Genomic DNA, 17,584 nt, shown 5'->3' on the forward strand with positions numbered 1-17,584 from the left:
CGGCCGCGCGGCGGGAGTTCATCACGTCCCTTGATCAAGTCTTTCGGATTTAGCGTGCAATCTGCGTCATATTCCCGCACGTCGGGCGATTACTTAAATATGGACCTGACGTCCATCAGCATTTTTCAGGGTATTCACATTGGAGGACTTCATGTCGTTCTTTACCGCATTGGTGACAAGCAAGATCGCGGCCGGGATTCTGGCCGGAGGAACCCTCGCCGCCGGGGGCGCGGCCACCGCAGCCTACACCGGGACACTTCCCGCGCCGCTCCAGCAGGCCAGTCATGAGGTCATGGGCGCCCCAGCACCGGCGGCCGCTTCCACGGCCGCTGAGCATACGCCCGCCGCGGCCCGGCACGGGAAAGCATCGAAGGCCGCCGCTGCGCCAGCGCCGCGGCCGGACGCAACACCTGCGGGCCCGGACGCTACCGGTCCGGCAGCCTTCGGACTGTGCACGGCGTTCACCAACGGCGGCCTGGACCCGGCCTCAACCGCCTCTGAGTCCTTGGCGACGGCAGCGAATGGCGGCGCGGGTATCGCAGCGTATTGCAAATCCGTGCCAGCGCCCGGCCAGGCGGCTGACCATCGGCAGGACAAACCGGCTAACTCGGGCACATCCCTATCACCGGGCAAGGGAACGCCGCTGGCGCAGGCTGACAAGGGCCTGTCCCACAAGCCTGCCACGGCAGGGAAACCCTAAGCCAGGCCGAACGGGGATGTCTGGGAGGCGGGGGATGGATACGATCACTGACGACCTGGTGGCAGCGGGCCACGGGGACTGCGCATCGTTGTTCTCCGCCGTATACCGGGCATTCTCACCGGCAGTCGCTGGCTATCTGCGGGCCGGCGGAGTGGACGATCCCGAGGGCGTCACCCACGATGTGTTCCTGGCCGTATACCCCAGATTGACGGCGGTCAGCGGCGGAGCGAAAGGCCTCCGGGTGCTGATCTTCTCCATCGCCCACGCCCGCCTCGTAGATCACCACCGCCGCCGCAGCAGAACACCCGTCCCGATGGAGTACGATCCCGGCAGGGACGACCGTCTGAGCGCATCGGCCGAGGACACGGTCCTGGACGGCAACGCAGAAGCCAACGCCCTGGCGATGCTTGAGGGCCTCAGCGAGGATCATCGGGAAGTCCTCCGGCTGCGTATCATCGCTGAGTTGTCCGTGAACGACGTCGCCTCCATCATGCAGAAGTCGCCAGGTGCCATAACGCAGCTCCAGCACCGGGCCCTGGCCAGCCTACGGAAGCTGCTCAAAGTTGAGACAAGGGTGGCCTCATGATCACCAGGCACACACTTCGCGACGAACAGGTCGTCGATGAACTACTCTTGGAAACCGGCAGCGAAGATGCCCCTGATCTGAGAGCCGTACTGCTGGACCTGCGCTGTTTTGTGGCCAGTCCCGCTGTGGTTCCTTCCGCTGAACTTGAAGCACTCATGGCCACCGGACCGGCCAGCCTGGACGCCCGCCGCCGGCGCAACCACCGCCGAACCGCCTTCACGGCGGTGGCCATTGCAGCGTCCATGGGAATTGGCACAGCGGCCGTGGCCGCGGCCGATCCCGGATTCCGCGAACATGCACAACAGGCCATCACCACCGTGATCGACGCGGTCACGCACGGCTACTCGGGAAAGCCAACACCCGCCCCCGGCCCCGGTGCCACGAAGACGCCCGCCCGCGTTCCCGATCTTCCAGCACCTGCGCAAGGCGACCCGGGGCGGTCCGGCACGAACCCCGCGTCATCGCCGGTGATCCCGCCAGCCAACGGACCGGCTAACGGGCCTGCACCCGCCGTCCCCCAGAAGCCAGGGAACCGGCCTGCACCCGCATCTCCGTCCTTCAAGGCCCACAGTTAGCCTGAACGTGGGCACCAAGCTGCTGCCGGCGGCCAACCCGGCTCGGGACTGCGGGACCTCGTTCCTGAGGGAGCCGCCGCAGCGATCGAGACCGAGCAGGAGGTCGGCTCTTTGAAATCGTCCGCGGACATGGTGGAGGCGATCGAGCCGGCCGGCAGGTTCGACGAGCGGTGGACCGCTACGTCGCGATGACCCGGGCGAACAGGCCGGGGCGTCCGCGCCACGGTGGACGGGCGGACGTGGTGTCCGTCCCGCTGTCCGCGGGCGTCCTTGCCTTCGCCTGGGTGGTGCCGTCCCCCGCGGCCGGTGCCGTGCTGATGGGGCGTCTGGCGTCAAGCCAGTAGGGTGAACCTCGATATGCCCGATTTTCTGGTTGCGGACAACCGCGGTTGCGGCGCCCGAAGCGCCTGAGCCGTTAAGCTGCATGAGGGTGGCCGTCAGCGTCACGGTTTTCTCCGCCGCCTTTGCGTTCTGGGCCATGACTGGCCCGGCGCCCAGCGACACGGCAGCCGCTGAGCACACCCCGCCCGCACATGTTAAGTTGAGAGCCACGACGGGCCGTCTCGGTCCGGCGCCCCGGCTGGAAAAGAGAAGTTCCGTGGAATCCCCCGCATCTGCCCCCGCACCCGTGAGGATCCTGACGGTCTGCACCGGCAACATCTGCCGCTCCCCAGTGGCCGAACGCCTGCTGCAGGCCGGGCTGGACCAGGTGATGCCGGGCGGCTTCGAGGTCACCAGCGCCGGAACCCGGGCCATGCTGGGCGACCCCATGCAGCCGCTGTCCGGAGACATCGTGCGCACCTTTGGCGGGAACCCGGACGGTTTCGTCTCGCGGCAACTGACCAGCAAAATATTGCGCGGCGTGGACCTGGTGCTCACCATGACCTCGGGCCATCGCGGCGAAGTACTCCAACTGGACGCGTCCCTGCTCAAGCGCACCTTCACCATCCGCGAGTTCGCCCGGATGCTCGACGTCCTGGACGAGCGTGCGGACAGTGCCGCAATCGGTCCGGTAACGGCCGACGGCGGCAATCCCCTCAGTGCCAACACCGCCTTCTGGCGAGGGCTGCCCGCGCGGGCCGCGTCCGTCCGGCACCTGTCGCTGCCGGCGGATTCCTCGGAGAACGACATCATTGACCCCTACCGGCGCAGCCCGGAGGTATACCGCCAGATGGAGGACGAGCTGGCCCCCGCCATCGTTTCCGTCCTGCGGCACGCCCGCCTCAACGTTCCCGCCTAAGCAAGCGCGCTTTTCACCGAACCCGGCGAGCCACCGTCGTACGTCACAGCACGGAAACGACACGCCCCGCGTTATAGCCGTAACCGGGCACGAGGGCGGACACTAAGTCATGGTAAGCACCCCAAGCGGTTCGGATCCGATTGACCCGGCCCCGTCCGGCCCCGAAGCTGCCGCGCCTGCCGCGCTGAAACGGCGGCGCGTGATCGCGGCGGTGCTGTCGCTGGTGCTGGTGGCCGTCGTCGTCGTGTCCGCCCTGGTATTCACCCGGCCAGCCGCGGATGTTGCGGCCCCGGCGCCCATCATCGCTGACTCCGCGACCCCCACTCCTTCGGAGACGCCGCCGCCGCCGCCGGCACCGGCCCCTCCCCCGCCGCCCGAACCCATCGCGGAACTCCCGGCGGCGCCCATGAACATCCTGGTGATCGGCAGCGACAGCCGCGCCAACGCCCGGGAGCAGGCGGCCATCACCCAAGCCACCGGCGAATCCCAGGACCACCGCGCCGACACCCTGATGCTGGTCCACGTCCCGGCCGACCGCCGCAGTGTGCACGTCGTCTCCCTCATGCGGGACCTCTACGTCAACATCCCCGACTATGGCTTCGCCAAGATCAACGAAAGCCTGCAGGCGGGCGGCATACCGCTGGCCACCCGGACGGTGGAGTCCCTGATGGAGACCCACATCGACCACACCGTCATGCTGGATTTCAACGGATTTAAGACGCTCACGGACGGGCTGGGCGGAATCGACGTGAACGTCACAGTGCCGTTCCAGTCCACGCACGAAACGCAGCACGTTTTCACGCCGGGGGTGAACCACCTGGACGGCCAGGCGGCACTGGAATTCGTCCGCGAGCGCTACGCCTTCGTTGACGGCGACTTCCAGCGGGTCCGAAACCAGCAGACGTTCCTCCGCGCCATCCTCGCCCGGCTGACCAGCGACGGCGCCCTGCACGATGTGACCGCAGTGCGGGCCCTGGTGAATTTCGCCGCCGGCTACCTCACCGTGGACCAGGGCTTTGATCCTGTGGGCGTGGCGATCCTTGCCTACGGAATGCGCGGCATCGACCCCAATGCCATTGTTTCGCTCACGCTGCCGACAGCCGGGGTGGGCACGGCACCTGGAGGGGCGTCGGTGGTGTTCCCGGACTACGGCGGGATCGCCCAGGTGGCGGCGGCCATGCGCGAAGGCCGGCTGCCCGAGTACGCCGGCGGATAGCACGCCGGGCAACACGATCCGGTACTAGCGGGCACCAATGAAGCGGCCCCCGGCCGTGCCAGGGGCCGCTTCATTGGTGACTTAACTCCGGGTGGGGTCCGGGCGCAGCGGTGCCGGCCCCGGATCCGGGACGGGCAGCGGGCCTGGAGGTTCCGGCGTCGGGATGGGGCTGGGCCCGTCCGGTCCCGGGTGGCCGGGATGGGTGGGGCCCGGGTTAAAGGGGTCCGGGCCTGGTTCGGGCGGGAACGGCTCTGGTTCGTGCACTGGCGGGATGGTCATGGAACTTCCCCTCATCACTCTGGGCGCGTGCGCCTTTGCGTGATCAGGATACTCCCGTGAGTGCGTTCTAGTCCGCCCTGCTTTTAGGCCGGACGGCGCAGTCGGACCGGGCGGGAAACCGGCGCCTTGGCTTCTTGGCCGGCTTCCTGCATCCGCGGGACGGCAAAGGTCACCACCAGGCGGGCGTTCGCGTCGTCCGTGGACCTGATGGTCAAGCTTCTGGTGCCGGGCGGCACGGACGGGGTGAACACCTGCAAGTTCCGTGAGCCCACACTGGCCGCATCCCTCAATGTGTAGAGCGTGCCCCAATGGTCCTCGACGGCAATTTCCGGGATGGCCCTCCCGGCAGCGGATTCCACGTGGATGTTGACCACCAGGCACGTGCTCCAGACTTCGACGGAGAGCACCGTGAACTCAGCGCCCCGTGTCAGGTGCAAGCCGTACGTGGGCGGCAGGAGCACCTTCCGGAGGATGCCTTTCGGAATTAGGTTTCGCATCATCGCCCCCAAAAATTACTAAGAGTGCTTACAATTAGACGCGATAATGACGCCCTGTCAAGGTCCCGCTGCGCGTTCTGTGGCAAGCCACACCAGCATGAGTTAACCCGCGCCACGCTCGGCGTTCATCCGGGGGAAACGGGCTGTGTATTCGCCCCCGGCAGGGTGGGCCTATGACTGATATCTCACGCCGCACCATCGTCAAAGGTTCCGTCCTCGCAGCAGCGCTGGCGGCCGCGCCCGCCGCCGCGAACGCCAGCAGCTTCCGGGCCGGCCGGTCCGGGATCCCCTTGGTGCGGAACCGCCTCACCCTGCCCAGCGGCATCGCCACCGGCGACGTCACCTCGGATTCCGCCGTGCTCTGGTCCCGTTCCTCCGCCGCTGGCCGGATGACCGCCATCTTCCGCGCCGTGGACGACGGCGGCACTGTACTGAGCGGGCGGGGTGCCTTCGAACGCACCCTCCGCGGTCCCAGAGCCACCCAGGCGTCGGACTTCACGGCCAAAATCCACGCCAGCCACCTCCCCGCCAACACCCGCTTCGCGCTGGAGATCAGTTTCGAGGACGACGGCGGCGCGGCCGGGGAAACCGTCAAGGGAACCTTCCGCACGGCACCCGACGCCGGGACCTTCAACGGCGAGGGACGCACCGGCGGTGACCTCCCGCGGTCATACGCCCAAAGCTTTGTCTGGACCGGCGACACCGCCGGCCAGGGCTGGGGCATCAACGAGGAGATCGGCGGCATGCGCGGCTACCGGGCCATGCATAACACCCGGCCCGACTTCTTCATCCACTCCGGCGACACCGTCTACGCCGACGGCCCCATTGCCGAAACCGTGGTGGAGAAGGACGGGCAGGTGTGGCGCAACCTGGTCACCGAGGAGATCTCCAAGGTGGCCGAAACGCTCACCGAGTTCCGCGGCCGGCACCGCTACAACTCCCTGGACGCCAACATGCGCGCCATGTTCGCCGACGTCCCGGTGATCGCCCAGTGGGACGACCACGAGACCCACAACAACTGGTACCCGGGCCAGATCATCGACGACCCCCGCTACACCGTCCGCGACGTCAACACCCTCGCAGCGCGTGGCCGGCAGGCGTGGCAGGAGAACATGCCCATCGCTGACAGTTCCGCGCTGTGGCGCCCGGGAACGTTCGACGACGGCGGGCACTACCAGCCGGCCCGCATCTACCGGAAGATCCCCCGCGGTCCTCAGCTGGACGTGTTCTGCCTGGACATGCGCACCTTCAAGTCACCCAACACCGACGGCAAGGAGGCCCACGCCACCTCCATCCTTGGCCAGGAGCAGGTGGACTGGCTGATCCGCGAGGTTTCCAAGTCCAAGGCGACCTGGAAGGTGATCGCCGCGGACCTGCCCTTGGGCATCATCGTCCCGGACGGCCCTGTCAATGAGGAGAGCGTCTCCAACCGGGATCCGGGCGCTCCACTGGGCCGTGAACTGGAGATCGCCGGGGTGTTGAGCGCGTTCAAGCGCAACCGGGTCAAGAACGTGGTGTGGCTGACGGCCGACGTGCACTACTGCGCCGCCCACCACTACTCCCCCGAGCGTGCGGCGTTCACGGACTTCGATCCGTTCTGGGAATTCGTGGCCGGGCCCATCGCCGCCGGATCCTTCGGGCCGAACCCGATGGACGGGACCTTCGGCCCCGAGGTGGTATTTGCCAAGGCCGGACGGTTCCCTGGCGAATCACCGCGCGACGGCGAGAACCAGTTCTTCGGCCACGTCCAACTGGGCGAGGATGACAGCTTCATCGCTAGCCTGCGGAACGCCAACGGCGCCACGCTCTTCTCGCAGGTGCTGACGCCGGAGCGGTGAGGACGGCCGCCGTCGGGAGTTGAGATGGCCCCCGGCTCAATGCCGGGGGCCACCGTATCGGGAGGGTCACCCGCAGACTGCCGATGCGCTATCTGGCGCTGTGGCGTGCCCAAACGGCTATTCGCCCTCAAGAGGCAGATGAAAAAGAAACGCGTCCGGATCCTCCCGGTAATGCCGTTCTAGCACCGGGCGGGGGACGTTTCAAGGGGTTCCGGCGGGTAACTTTGGCTGCCTGCCCAGCCCGCCCCGTTGATCTATCACTTAGAGTCGCTTTGCCCCGGGTTTAGGAACCATAAGTGATAGATCAACCGAGGCGGGAAGGGGCCGCGCTACCCCGGTAGCGAACGGCCGCGCCGTTGTCCGCGCGGCTCTATATATTGAAGGCATGACCCAGACTCCGCTGCAGGATTCCGCCAACTCTTCCGCTGCCCCTGCGCCCGCCGCACCGCCCGTCGCCAAGAAGGTCCCGCACGAGCGTACGCACCACGGGGACACCTTCGTGGACAACTACGAGTGGCTGCGCGATAAGGAATCCCCCGAGGTCGTGGAGCACCTGAAAGCCGAGAACGCCTACCAGGAGGCGGTCACCGCGCACCAGGAGCCGCTGCGCGAGGCCATCTTCCAGGAAATCAAGGGCCGCACCCAGGAAACAGACCTGTCTGTCCCAAACCGCAAGGACGGCTGGTGGTACTTCAGCCGCTCGGTTGAGGGCAAGGAGTACGGCATCCAGTGCCGCGTCCGCGCCCAGGACTCCGGCAACCCCGTGGCCGATTGGACTCCCCCCGCGGTGCAGGCCGGCGTCGAGATCCCCGGCGAGGAAGTCCTGCTGGACGGCAACATCGAAGCCGAAGGCAAGCCGTTCTTCTCCGTGGGCGGATCGGCTGTCACCGTGGACGGGAACCTCTATGCCTACGCCGTGGACAATGCCGGCGACGAACGTTTCACCCTTCACATCAAGGACCTCCGCACGGGCGAACTCCTGCCGGACGTCATCGAGAACATCTTTTACGGCGTCAGCTTCTCCCCCGACGGCACCCGCATTTTCTACACCGTGGTGGACGATTCGTGGCGCCCGTACCAGGTCAAGTCCCACGTCCTGGGCACCCCCGTCACCGACGATGAGGTGATTTACCAGGAGGACGACGTCGCCATGTGGCTGGGCTTTGAGCTCTCCTCTGACAGGCGTCACCTCGTGCTGGGCATCGGCTGCTCCGAATACAGCGAGACCCGCCTGCTGCGTTTTGATGACCCGACGTCGGCCCTCACCACGGTGATTTCGCGGGACGAGCGCGTCCTCTATGAGGCCGAACCGTTCCTGCTCACCGGTCCTGACGGCGAAACGTCAGAGCGCATCCTGCTCACCCACAACCGCGGTGCCATCAACTCCATGGTCTCCCTGGCGGACCCGGCCGAGCTCGCCAAGCCGCTGGCCGAGCAGCACTGGATCACCGTCGTCGAGCATTCCGACGACGTCCGCGTCAACGGTGCCGGCGTCACCTCCACGCACCTGATTGTCTCCGTCCGCAAGGACACCATCGAACGCGTCCAGGTGATGGGATTGGCCGGCCTCGGTACGCCCGCTCAGGAAGCCCCGGTGGAACCGGCGTTCGATGAGGAGCTCTACACGGCCGGCGTGGGCGGTTCGGACTACGAGGCGCCGGTGATCCGGCTGGGCTACACGTCCTACTTCACGCCGTCGCGCGTCTACGACTTTGTGCTGCCCACCCCGGCTTTGCCGCTTGGTGAGCTGCTGCTCCGCAAGGAAAGCCCGGTGCTGGGCGGCTACTCCGCCGGCGACTACGTGGCCACCCGCGAATGGGCCGACGCAGCGGACGGCACGCGGATCCCCCTGTCTGTGCTGCGGCACAAGAGCGTCAAACAGGATTCGACGGCGGCTGGCCTGGTCTACGGGTACGGCTCCTACGAACTGAGCATGGACCCCGGTTTCGGCATCGCCCGGCTATCACTGTTGGACCGTGGTGTGGTGTTTGTGATCGCGCACATCCGCGGCGGCGGCGAGCTGGGCCGGCACTGGTATGAGGACGGCAAGAAGCTCACCAAGAAGAACACGTTCACCGACTTTGTGGACGCCACCGACTGGCTGGCCGCCTCCGGGTGGGTTGATCCGTCCCGGATTGCGGCGCTGGGCGGTTCTGCGGGCGGTCTGCTGATGGGTGCCGTGGCCAACCTGGCGCCGGAAAAGTATGCAGCGGTGGTGGCGCAGGTGCCGTTTGTGGATGCCCTCACCACCATCCTGGACCCGGAGTTGCCGCTCTCCGCTCTGGAGTGGGAGGAATGGGGCAACCCCATCACGGACCCGGAGGTGTACGCCTACATGAAGTCGTACTCGCCGTACGAGAATGTGCATTCAGTCGCGTACCCCAAGGTGGCCGCGGTGACCTCGTTCAACGACACGCGCGTGCTATACGTGGAGCCCGCCAAGTGGGTCCAGGAGCTGCGGAACAGGACCACCGGCACGGAGCCTGTGGTGATGAAGATCGAGATGGACGGCGGCCACGGCGGCGCGTCCGGGCGCTATGTCCAGTGGCGCGAGCGGGCGTGGGACTACGCCTTCCTCGCCGACTCCCTCGGCGCCAAGGACCTGCTGCCCGGGGCTGGCCTCAAGTAGCCCATCGGATTCCTGGATCTCGCTTCCCATCCGCTCCCTCACCGGGCCGAATCCGGTGGTTGAGCTTGTCGAAACCCGGATCCCGCGACTCAGCCGTCATCCCGGCCGTATTCGGGGTGCTCGGCCAGAAGTTCGGCCAGAGTCTCGAGGTTGGCATGGACGGTGCGGGACTGGGCTTTTTCCACAAACCGGTCGGCGAGTTTGCCGAATACCCCGCCCAGTCCCGACGCGGCGTCGATCCGGTAGTTCAGGCGGGTGCCGTCGCCTTCAGGTTCCAGGACATTGGTGACAGTGAATTCCAGCTTTCCTTCCACCGAGCGGGATACAAAGCGGGTTGGAGGCTGGAATTCGATGACCTCCGTTGTCCAGTCGAATTTCCTGCCCACCACCTTGCTGGCGCCCTTGACCCGGGTGCCGACTGCAACAGGCTCGGTCCCGACCGTTTCGGCATGGACGGCCGAGGAGTCCCAGACTGGAATGTTTTCGCCCTTTGACAGGAAATTGAAGACTTCCTGTGGCGGGCGGGCGATGTAGACAGTTTCTTCCACGACAGGCATTGGATTCTCCTCAGACACGCCTGTTGCCAGCGCGGCATGGCCGGCAGCTAGGCACAACGCCAGTTTGGCCTTGACCCAGCAGGCAGTCAATGGCGTCCGGAAACCTCCGGTGGGCTCAGCTCCGCGCAGTCCATTCTTCGGCGAGGATCGCGTAGACCAACTCGGTGGCCCACTGGTTTTTGTAGTGCCATTTGTCCACAAACCTGGCTTCCAACCGCATGCCCAGCCGTTCGCACAGAGCCGCGGAGGCGGTATTCAGGGCGTCGAGCCTTGCCTCGATCCGGTGCATCCCCAGCTCCTCGAATCCCAGCTTCAGCACCGCATCCGAGGCCTCGGCCCCGTAGCCCTTGCCCCGCGCGGCTGGTGCCAGGGTCCATCCGACTTCGCCCTGGCCGCGCCCCGGAAGCCACTTCAGCACCACTTCGCCCAGCAGTCCCGGCGATCCCTTCGCTGCGATGGCCAGGCAGACCCAGTCGCTCTCCTTCTCGAAGACGAAATTGGCGTACTTGCCCACGGACTCCATGCACTTGTTGTAGCTCTTGGCCTCCCCCGGCAGGAAGCGGGCCGTGTCGGGCAGCGAATGGTAGGCATGGAAGGCGTCCAGGTCCGCAGCTTCGAACCGGCGCAGGATCAACCGCTCGGTGCGGAGGGGCAAAGTGATATCAGGCATGGACTGAGGCTATGCCATGGACCCGGAGTGGACGACGGCGGCAGTCGCCTCTGCGATGGCGCGCTCCTCGTCGGTGGGCACCACCAAAACGGGGATGACGGACGCAGCCGTGGAAATCACCCGCGGCTCCTTGGACCGCTGACTGTTCAGGCCGGCGTCGAGCTCTATCCCCAACGCACGCAGCCTTTCAGTCACCAGTGCGCGGAACTGGTGCGAGTTCTCGCCGATCCCCGCGGTGAACACAAGTGCCTTGGCCCCGCCGACGGCCACATGGTAGCCGCCGATGTACTTTGCCAGCCGGTAGGACGTGACCGCGAGCGCCATTGAGGCCTTGGCGTCGCCAGCCTCTGACGCCTCCACCACCGAGCGCATGTCGTTGTTCCCAGCGAGCCCCTTCAGCCCCGATTCACGGTTGAGCATGGTGTCGATGTCCTCCGGCGTCCACCCGATCCGGCCGAGGAATACCAGGATGGAGGGATCAAGGTCGCCTGAGCGGGTGCCCATCACCAGGCCCTCCAACGGAGTGAAGCCCATGGACGTGTCCACCGAATGACCACGGCTGATGGCCGTGACGGAGGCACCGTTCCCCAGGTGGGCGATCACGCCGTCGAACTCTTCCATGGGAAGATCCAGCAGCGCGGCGGCGCGCTGCGTGACGTACTCGTGCGAGGTGCCGTGGAAGCCATAGCGGCGGATGCCGTGGTTCGTGTAGAGCTCGTCCGGGACGGCGTAGCGCCATGCGTGCTCCGGCAGGGTGCGGTGGAAAGCGGTGTCGAACACCGCCACCTGCGGCAGGTCGGGCCACTTCCTGCTGATGGCTCGGATGCCCAGGACGTTGGCGGGGTTGTGCAGCGGCGCAAGCGGATTGAGGCGCTCGATGGCACGGGTGATCTCGTTGTCGATCAGCACCGGCTCGGCGAACCGCTCGCCGCCGTGGACCACACGGTGGCCCACCGCCGCCAGCTCGAGGTCCCCGAGCTCGGCATGGATCGCGGCATCTACCTGTACCAGCGCCTCGGCATGGTCCCGGGGGCCCTCGATTTCGCCGTCGCCATCACCGCCGTTCCCCATGCCGATCTTCTCGATCAGCCCCTCCGTCAGCACAATGCCGGCGGCCACGTCACGGACCTGGTACTTGAGCGAGGACGAGCCGGAATTAATGACAAGCACAAGCATGGGGCCTCCTGAAGCCTTGGTACCGCGTGCACAGCTGACGAGGTGGTGCTGGAGCCTGGCGCAGCGCCCCGGAATCCACTCTATAAGTTGCCCCTTGGATACTTCGATTGCAAATGATAATGATTCTCATTAGAGTGATCGGCATGCATATCACTGTCATCAGCTCCCTGGACGCCCTGTGCCGCCAGCAAGCCTGCCAAGACGCGGCTGCGGCCAATCCCGGCGCAGTGGTGGTCCTGCACGACCTGCTGGAGAACGGCGTGGTCATCCGCAGGATTTTCAGCCAGTCCAGGCTCCTGGAGAGCGCCCAAACGCAGTTGGAACACGGTTGCTTAAGCTGCACCGTGCGGCTGGACCTGGTGCCCACCATCGAGCGGCTGCTCGAACGCGGGGAGACTCAGGCCATCATCGGGCTCCCGCCGGCGGTGTCCGCGGAGGCTGCGATCGGGGCGCTGCGGCGAGGCCTTTCCCGCCCGGTGACGATTGATTCCGCTGTCCTTGCCTGCGCCCCTGACACGCTGGAGGACCACATTTGGGACCATCACACCCTGTTTGAGTCCGGGTTCACCCCGGTCCCGGAGGACCAGCGCACTGCGGGCGAATTCCTCATCGGCGAACTGTCGTTCAATGACACCATCCTCCTGGCGGAGGTGGACTTGTTTCCGGCCGACCCCGCCCTGAGGGTTCGCGGTGTGCAGCTTGTGCGGGAACGTCCGCTGCACCCTGAGCGGTTCCAGCACGCCCTGGCATCCCTCGCGGAGGGCTGCTGCTGGTTGCGCGGCCGCCTGTGGATCGCCGCCGCGCCGCAGTGCCGGATCGCCTGCTCTCCGCCTGTGAGCTCACCGACGCGGAAATGGAGGGTTCGCCGGTCTGACCGACCCTTTCCAGCTCGACCCCGCCCCGAACTGAACGGCCCGGCTACACGCTGCCGAACCGGTCAAATCGCCACCCACCAACCGCCACCAACAACAAGGAGCAAGCCCATGAAAGTCAGAAATTCCCTCCGCGCCCTGAAGGAGGTTCCCGGCGCCCAGATCGTCCGACGCCGGGGCCGGACCTTTGTGATCAACAAAAAGAACCCGCGGATGAAGGCCCGTCAGGGCTGAGGCTGCGGACCGGCTCACCCCGCTATTGCCGCTGCGCAGGCCACCCCGCGAAACGACTCATGTCAAGATGCACGCGAAAGTGTCTTGCTTGCCTCATCTAATTGTGCTCGCGTGGATGATGCTTCCAGTGCCCGTGTTTTCGCTGCGGCGAGTGCGATCAGCTGGGTCTGGATCTTGGTGATGCCGCGGGTGAGGTCGGCCGGGTTGGTGATCTCCATCAGCTCGGCGAGTTCCGCGGCTTTAGCTCCGGTCAGGATCCCGGAATCGATCACGCGTTGGTACGGGGTACGCGGTTTGTCATAGATGCGGGCCTTCTTCCCGTGCTTATTGGAGCGCCAGCCGACCGCTTTCGTGGTGGCGGTGAAGAGGTTCAGCCGTACCCGCACGAGGGCGTAGAGGGCGTTGAGCAGCTTCAGCTCCGCGGCGGTATCGTAGCGGTAGTGGAAGGCGTGCCGGCGGACCACGTCGCCGTTTTTCTGCTCGACGTGGGCGTTGTCGTTGGACTTGTACGGCCGGGACCGGGTGAAGTAGATGTCCTTGTCATCGACCCATTTGATCAGGGCGTAGTTGATGAACTCTCCTCCGTTATCGGTATCCAACCCGACCATGGGGAACGGCAGCCGTGCCACGACCTCATCCATTGCCTCCAGCACCCATTTGTGCGCGCCGTTGCGGACCGCGACGTTCTCGGTCCAGCCGGTGAACACGTCCGTGGCGGTGAGGGTCCTGGCGAATTCCCCGGCCAGGGTGGGGCCGCAGTGGACGACCATGTCGGCTTCGATGAAACCGGGAGCCTGTTCGTGTTCATCCCCGGCCTTGCGGACCGTGATTGAGTTGCGCAGCAGGGGCCCGGCCTTGGTCGCGGACAGGCCTTTAGGCCTGCCGGCGTCCTTGGTCGGTTTGAGCAGCCGGTCGATGGTGGCACCGGAGACCTTCAGCAGCTGCGCCCTCACCTCAGGGGTCAGCCTGTCCTTGTCCAGTTCCCCGAAGGCCTCAAGCTTGGGCAGCCACAGGTCCATGGTGGCGGCCAGGTACTTACCCGACGGCATCCCCGCGAACCGCCACACCTCGATCAGGACCTTGAGGGTGCCGTAGCCGTAAGTACGTCCCCGCGGCTTCCGCACAACAGCCTTCGCAGGACCCTTACGCTTACGGGCCGTGGACAGCGCCCGACGGGCATTGGCCCTTGACCAGCCGGTGACGGCCACCAGCTCATCGAGCACCGCCCCCTTGGCCTTCTTGGCTCCTTTCGCATAATCGCGTGCGTACTGCTTCGTGATTTCCCTACGCGTACCCATCGACAGGCCCATCCCTCATCGTCACCGCCGTGCCCGTGGCGGCCCGTGATTTACGCGAGCGTTTCTCAAATGAGGCACGCACCCCATCTCGCGAGCACTATTGATGAGTCTGGTCGCCCCGTTGCGCAAGCCGCGGCAGGCGCTTAGAGTCGGCGGACACGTTGCACTACGCAGAGAGGGACTTCCATGCCGAACGACACCACTCAGCCCGACAACACCGAACCCGACACCGCGGAATCTGACACGGCAGGCACCAAGGACCCCACCGGCGTCGAGGGTGCCAACCCGGCCCTCGACGACACCGGAAGCCCCAAAGCCGGCGAGGTGGGTGACGCTCCGGAGCAGCCCGAGGATCCGCAAAACCTGGACCTCACGCCCGAGGGCCTCTCCGATGAGCCGGCCAAGCAGGAAGACCCGGACAGCGTGGCCAAGCCGGAAAACAGCTAAGCCAGCGAGCTGGGACCGGCGACGGCGGCACCCAGCCCGGGTGCCGCCGTCGGGCGTTAACCCTGGGGCGTGGGCACCTGCGCCTGGATGGCCGTGATGGCCACTGTGTTCACGATGTCCTCCACGGTGCATCCGCGCGAGAGGTCGTTGACCGGCTTGCGCAGGCCCTGCAGGACGGGCCCGACGGCGACCGCCCCGGAGCTCTGTTGCACCGCCTTGTACGTGTTGTTGCCGGTGTTCAGATCCGGGAAGATGAACACGGTCGCCTGCCCTGCCACGGACGAGCCGGGCATCTTGGAGGCCGCGATGGAGGCGTCTACGGCGGCGTCGTATTGGATGGGGCCCTCGATGGCGAGATCCGGGCGGCGTGCACGCACCAGTTCGGTGGCCTGCCGGACTTCGTCCACGGCCTCGCCGGAGCCCGAGCCGCCGGTGGAATAGGACAGCATGGCCACCCGCGGCTCCACCCCGAACTGGACCGCCGTTTCGGCCGAGGCGAGGGCGATGTCCGCGAGCTGCTCCACGTTGGGAGCCGGGTTCACGGCACAGTCGCCGTAGACCAGTACCCGGTCCGGCATCAGCATCAGGAACACGGAGGACACGATCTTTACGCCGTCGCGCGTTTTCACGAACTCCAGCGCGGGGCGGATGGTGTGCGCCGTGGTGTGCGCGGCGCCGGATACCATGCCGTCCACCACGCCCAGCTGGACCATCATGGTGCCGAAGTAGCTGCCGTCCTGCATGATTTCCAGTGCCTTTGGCAGGTCCACGCCCTTGTGCGCGCGCAGCTCGGCGTACTTTTCCGCGAACCCCTGCCGCAGTTCCGAGGTGGCCGGGTCCACGATGTTGATCCCGGCGAGGTCGATGCCGTTGGCCGCCGCCAGCTCACGGACCTGCGAATCAGGTCCCAGCAGGGTGAGGTCGCAGACGTCGCGGCGGTGCAGGATTTCGGCGGCCTGCAGGATCCGGACGTCCGTTCCCTCCGGCAGCACCACGTGCCGGCGCTGCCCCCTGGCCCGTTCGATGAGGTCATGCAGGAACCGCAGCGGAGTCATCCGTTCCAGGCGCGGCAGGTGGAGGCGCTCCACGAGCTCAGCCTCATCCACCCGTCTGGACCACAGGCCCAGCGCGGAAGCCACCTTGCGGCGGTGCCCGGACCAGATCTCGCTGCGGACCTCGGAGACGCGCTTGGCCGTGGTGTAGGTGTCCTCGCTCGCTGCGAACACAGGGAACGGGGCCTGCGCCAGGAGCGGGTAGATGTTGGCGTCCGGGGACAGGCCGCCGGTCAGGATCAGCGCAGACGGCACCGGGAATTCCGGCGAGAACGACGACGCCAGGCAGGCCACCATCACGTCGGCGCGGTCGCCGGGAACGATCACCAGGGCGCCCTCGTCCAGCACGTTCAGGAAATTGCCCACGTTCATGGCGGCCACCTTGATGTCCCGGACGTCGCGTTCCATGTCCGCGAGGCCGGCAATCTGCCGCACGCCAAGGGCCGCCGCAACCTCGCCGGTGGTAGGCCGGGCGATCTCCTCCAGCTCCGGCAGGACGTACACGGGCCGGCTGGATGCACCGGGCTTGATCTCCGCGGCGATCTCCGCCACCAATTCAGGGTCCGCGCGGTTCACCATGATGGCCAGCAGCGTGCACTTTTCGGCCGCCAACTCCTTGCGGGCAACCTCGACGGCGGCCGCGGCCTCCGCGACGCTGAGCCCCTTGGCGCCCACCACGGCAACCACGGGCGCGGCCAGGTTGTTGGCCAGCCGGGCGTTGAGGTCAAACTCGACGGCGGCGTCCTGGCCGGTGAGGTCCGTCCCCTCCACGATCACTACGTCGCAATGCCTGGCGATCTCGGCGAAGATCTCCACGCAGCGCGCATCGATGTCGGCGCGTTTTCCGCCGGCCAGGAGGGCCCGCACCTCGGCAGACGTCAGCCCGCCCCGGCACCGATCGTCGTCAAGCGCGAAGCGTGATTTCATCAGGGCAACCATGGGGTCCTCGGCGGCATCCGGGCCGTGGACCACCGGTTTGAAGAACCCGATCCGGTCCGCGTGCCGGTGGAGTGTGTCCGCGAGGCCCAGAGCCACGAGCGATTTGCCCGATCCCGGGGTGGTCGCGCTGACGTAGATGCCTTTGGCCATGGTCCGCCCTTTGCTGTGCGTGGTGCCGGTATCTCCATCCTTGCACTTTCCGGGCCCGTCACAGGGCACCTGAAACCGCCGCGCCCTTGACATCGGACCTGCATCTGGGATTACCTAATGAACATTCGGTAAATAAAGCTGGAGGCAATGACGCATGGCTGAAGCAGCACTCTCCGGGGCCACCCACCCCATCTTGGAAAACGACTATGCCTCCGAATGGATGGGCATTGAAGTCCTCGCCGTCAGCGACGGGCACGCCACTATCCGCATGACACTCCGGCAGGAAATGCTCAACGGCTTCGGCATGGCGCACGGCGGAATGATCTTCGCCTTCGCCGATTCCGCCTTCGCCTTGGCCTGCAATCCGGTTAACCCGACGCCGGGAGAGATCAACAACATCACCGTTGCCGCCGGCGTGGACATCAACTTCCTGAAGCCCGCCTACCGCGGCCAGGTGATCACCGCCGTCGCGGACCGCCGGTCCAGCTCGGGCCGCAGCGGCCTGTACGACATCCAGATTTTCGCGGCCGACGGCGGTGCCCAGCCCGATTCGCTACCCAGTTCCGGCACGCCCGGGGAACTCATTGCCGAGTTCCGCGGACGCAGCCGCACCATCCCCAAGAAGTAGG

At 66.3% G+C, this 17,584-nt stretch carries 18 protein-coding genes; 11 read left to right on the top strand and 7 right to left on the bottom strand.

What is annotated here, in order from left to right:
- The first annotated feature begins 151 nt into the window (after positions 1 to 151).
- The 6 genes from ACQCS0_RS17105 (at position 152) to ACQCS0_RS17130 (ending at position 4,317) form a co-directional block, all read left to right on the top strand.
- Positions 152 to 700 (top strand): protein tyrosine phosphatase, encoded by a 549-nt coding sequence (locus tag ACQCS0_RS17105; protein WP_426938842.1) that lies wholly within the window; start codon positions 152 to 154, stop codon positions 698 to 700.
- Between the two features lie 34 nt (positions 701 to 734).
- On the top strand, positions 735 to 1,286 hold the full coding sequence (locus ACQCS0_RS17110; RefSeq protein WP_426938843.1) for an RNA polymerase sigma factor: 552 nt from the start codon (positions 735 to 737) through the stop codon (positions 1,284 to 1,286).
- Complete coding sequence (locus tag ACQCS0_RS17115; RefSeq protein ID WP_354222369.1) at positions 1,283 to 1,861, top strand: hypothetical protein; 579 nt, start codon at positions 1,283 to 1,285, stop codon at positions 1,859 to 1,861. Before ACQCS0_RS17110 ends, ACQCS0_RS17115 begins: the two co-directional genes overlap by 4 nt.
- 170 nt (positions 1,862 to 2,031) lie before the next feature.
- Entirely contained in the window at positions 2,032 to 2,205 is a 174-nt protein-coding gene (locus tag ACQCS0_RS17120) for a hypothetical protein (protein ID WP_354222371.1), read from the top strand.
- A gap of 254 nt (positions 2,206 to 2,459) precedes the next feature.
- On the top strand, positions 2,460 to 3,101 hold the full coding sequence (locus ACQCS0_RS17125) for a low molecular weight phosphatase family protein (protein ID WP_354222373.1): 642 nt from the start codon (positions 2,460 to 2,462) through the stop codon (positions 3,099 to 3,101).
- 109 nt (positions 3,102 to 3,210) lie between these two features.
- Entirely contained in the window at positions 3,211 to 4,317 is a 1,107-nt protein-coding gene (locus ACQCS0_RS17130; RefSeq protein ID WP_354222375.1) for an LCP family protein, read from the top strand.
- Positions 4,318 to 4,398: 81 nt separating this feature from the next.
- Here the strand turns inward: ACQCS0_RS17130 and ACQCS0_RS17135 are convergent, their stop codons facing one another.
- Positions 4,399 to 4,596, bottom strand: coding sequence for a hypothetical protein (locus tag ACQCS0_RS17135; protein ID WP_426939928.1), 198 nt, complete (start codon positions 4,594 to 4,596; stop codon positions 4,399 to 4,401).
- Between the two features lie 83 nt (positions 4,597 to 4,679).
- On the bottom strand, positions 4,680 to 5,096 hold the full coding sequence (locus tag ACQCS0_RS17140) for a hypothetical protein (RefSeq protein ID WP_354222377.1): 417 nt from the start codon (positions 5,094 to 5,096) through the stop codon (positions 4,680 to 4,682).
- A gap of 170 nt (positions 5,097 to 5,266) precedes the next feature.
- On the opposite strand from ACQCS0_RS17140, the gene ACQCS0_RS17145 reads away from it, so the two are divergent.
- On the top strand, positions 5,267 to 6,931 hold the full coding sequence (locus tag ACQCS0_RS17145) for an alkaline phosphatase D family protein (RefSeq protein ID WP_354155248.1): 1,665 nt from the start codon (positions 5,267 to 5,269) through the stop codon (positions 6,929 to 6,931).
- 385 nt (positions 6,932 to 7,316) lie between these two features.
- On the top strand, positions 7,317 to 9,560 hold the full coding sequence (locus tag ACQCS0_RS17150) for a S9 family peptidase (RefSeq protein ID WP_354155247.1): 2,244 nt from the start codon (positions 7,317 to 7,319) through the stop codon (positions 9,558 to 9,560).
- Positions 9,561 to 9,649: 89 nt separating this feature from the next.
- Here ACQCS0_RS17150 and ACQCS0_RS17155 read toward each other — a convergent pair whose 3' ends face one another.
- The 3 genes from ACQCS0_RS17155 to ACQCS0_RS17165 all read right to left on the bottom strand — a co-directional run bounded on the left by ACQCS0_RS17155 (position 9,650) and on the right by ACQCS0_RS17165 (position 11,963).
- Complete coding sequence (locus ACQCS0_RS17155; RefSeq protein WP_354155246.1) at positions 9,650 to 10,117, bottom strand: SRPBCC family protein; 468 nt, start codon at positions 10,115 to 10,117, stop codon at positions 9,650 to 9,652.
- A 115-nt stretch (positions 10,118 to 10,232) separates the two neighbouring features.
- Entirely contained in the window at positions 10,233 to 10,787 is a 555-nt protein-coding gene (locus tag ACQCS0_RS17160) for a GNAT family protein (RefSeq protein ID WP_354155245.1), read from the bottom strand.
- Positions 10,788 to 10,796: 9 nt separating this feature from the next.
- Positions 10,797 to 11,963 carry an acetate kinase gene (locus ACQCS0_RS17165; protein ID WP_354155244.1) on the bottom strand — a complete coding sequence of 389 codons (1,167 nt, stop codon included), beginning with the start codon at positions 11,961 to 11,963 and terminating at the stop codon, positions 10,797 to 10,799.
- A gap of 983 nt (positions 11,964 to 12,946) precedes the next feature.
- Here ACQCS0_RS17165 and ykgO point away from each other — a divergent pair.
- Positions 12,947 to 13,069, top strand: a complete 123-nt coding sequence (ykgO, locus tag ACQCS0_RS17170; RefSeq protein ID WP_354155315.1) for a type B 50S ribosomal protein L36 — start codon at positions 12,947 to 12,949, stop codon at positions 13,067 to 13,069.
- A gap of 62 nt (positions 13,070 to 13,131) precedes the next feature.
- Here ykgO and ACQCS0_RS17175 read toward each other — a convergent pair whose 3' ends face one another.
- Positions 13,132 to 14,367: a transposase family protein gene (locus tag ACQCS0_RS17175; protein ID WP_354156531.1), complete on the bottom strand. Its 1,236-nt coding sequence runs from the start codon at positions 14,365 to 14,367 to the stop codon at positions 13,132 to 13,134.
- A 186-nt stretch (positions 14,368 to 14,553) separates the two neighbouring features.
- Here ACQCS0_RS17175 and ACQCS0_RS17180 point away from each other — a divergent pair, with 186 nt between their 5' ends.
- Positions 14,554 to 14,814, top strand: coding sequence for a hypothetical protein (locus ACQCS0_RS17180; RefSeq protein ID WP_354155243.1), 261 nt, complete (start codon positions 14,554 to 14,556; stop codon positions 14,812 to 14,814).
- Between the two features lie 56 nt (positions 14,815 to 14,870).
- Here ACQCS0_RS17180 and pta read toward each other — a convergent pair whose 3' ends face one another.
- Positions 14,871 to 16,955, bottom strand: a complete 2,085-nt coding sequence (gene pta / locus ACQCS0_RS17185; RefSeq protein ID WP_354155242.1) for a phosphate acetyltransferase — start codon at positions 16,953 to 16,955, stop codon at positions 14,871 to 14,873.
- Positions 16,956 to 17,109: 154 nt separating this feature from the next.
- Here pta and ACQCS0_RS17190 point away from each other — a divergent pair, with 154 nt between their 5' ends.
- Entirely contained in the window at positions 17,110 to 17,583 is a 474-nt protein-coding gene (locus tag ACQCS0_RS17190) for a hotdog fold thioesterase (protein WP_354155241.1), read from the top strand.
- Position 17,584: the final 1 nt, after the last annotated feature.

It is taken from the genome of Pseudarthrobacter sp. S6 (assembly GCF_050156575.1).
Taxonomy (GTDB): Bacteria; Actinomycetota; Actinomycetes; order Actinomycetales; family Micrococcaceae; genus Arthrobacter.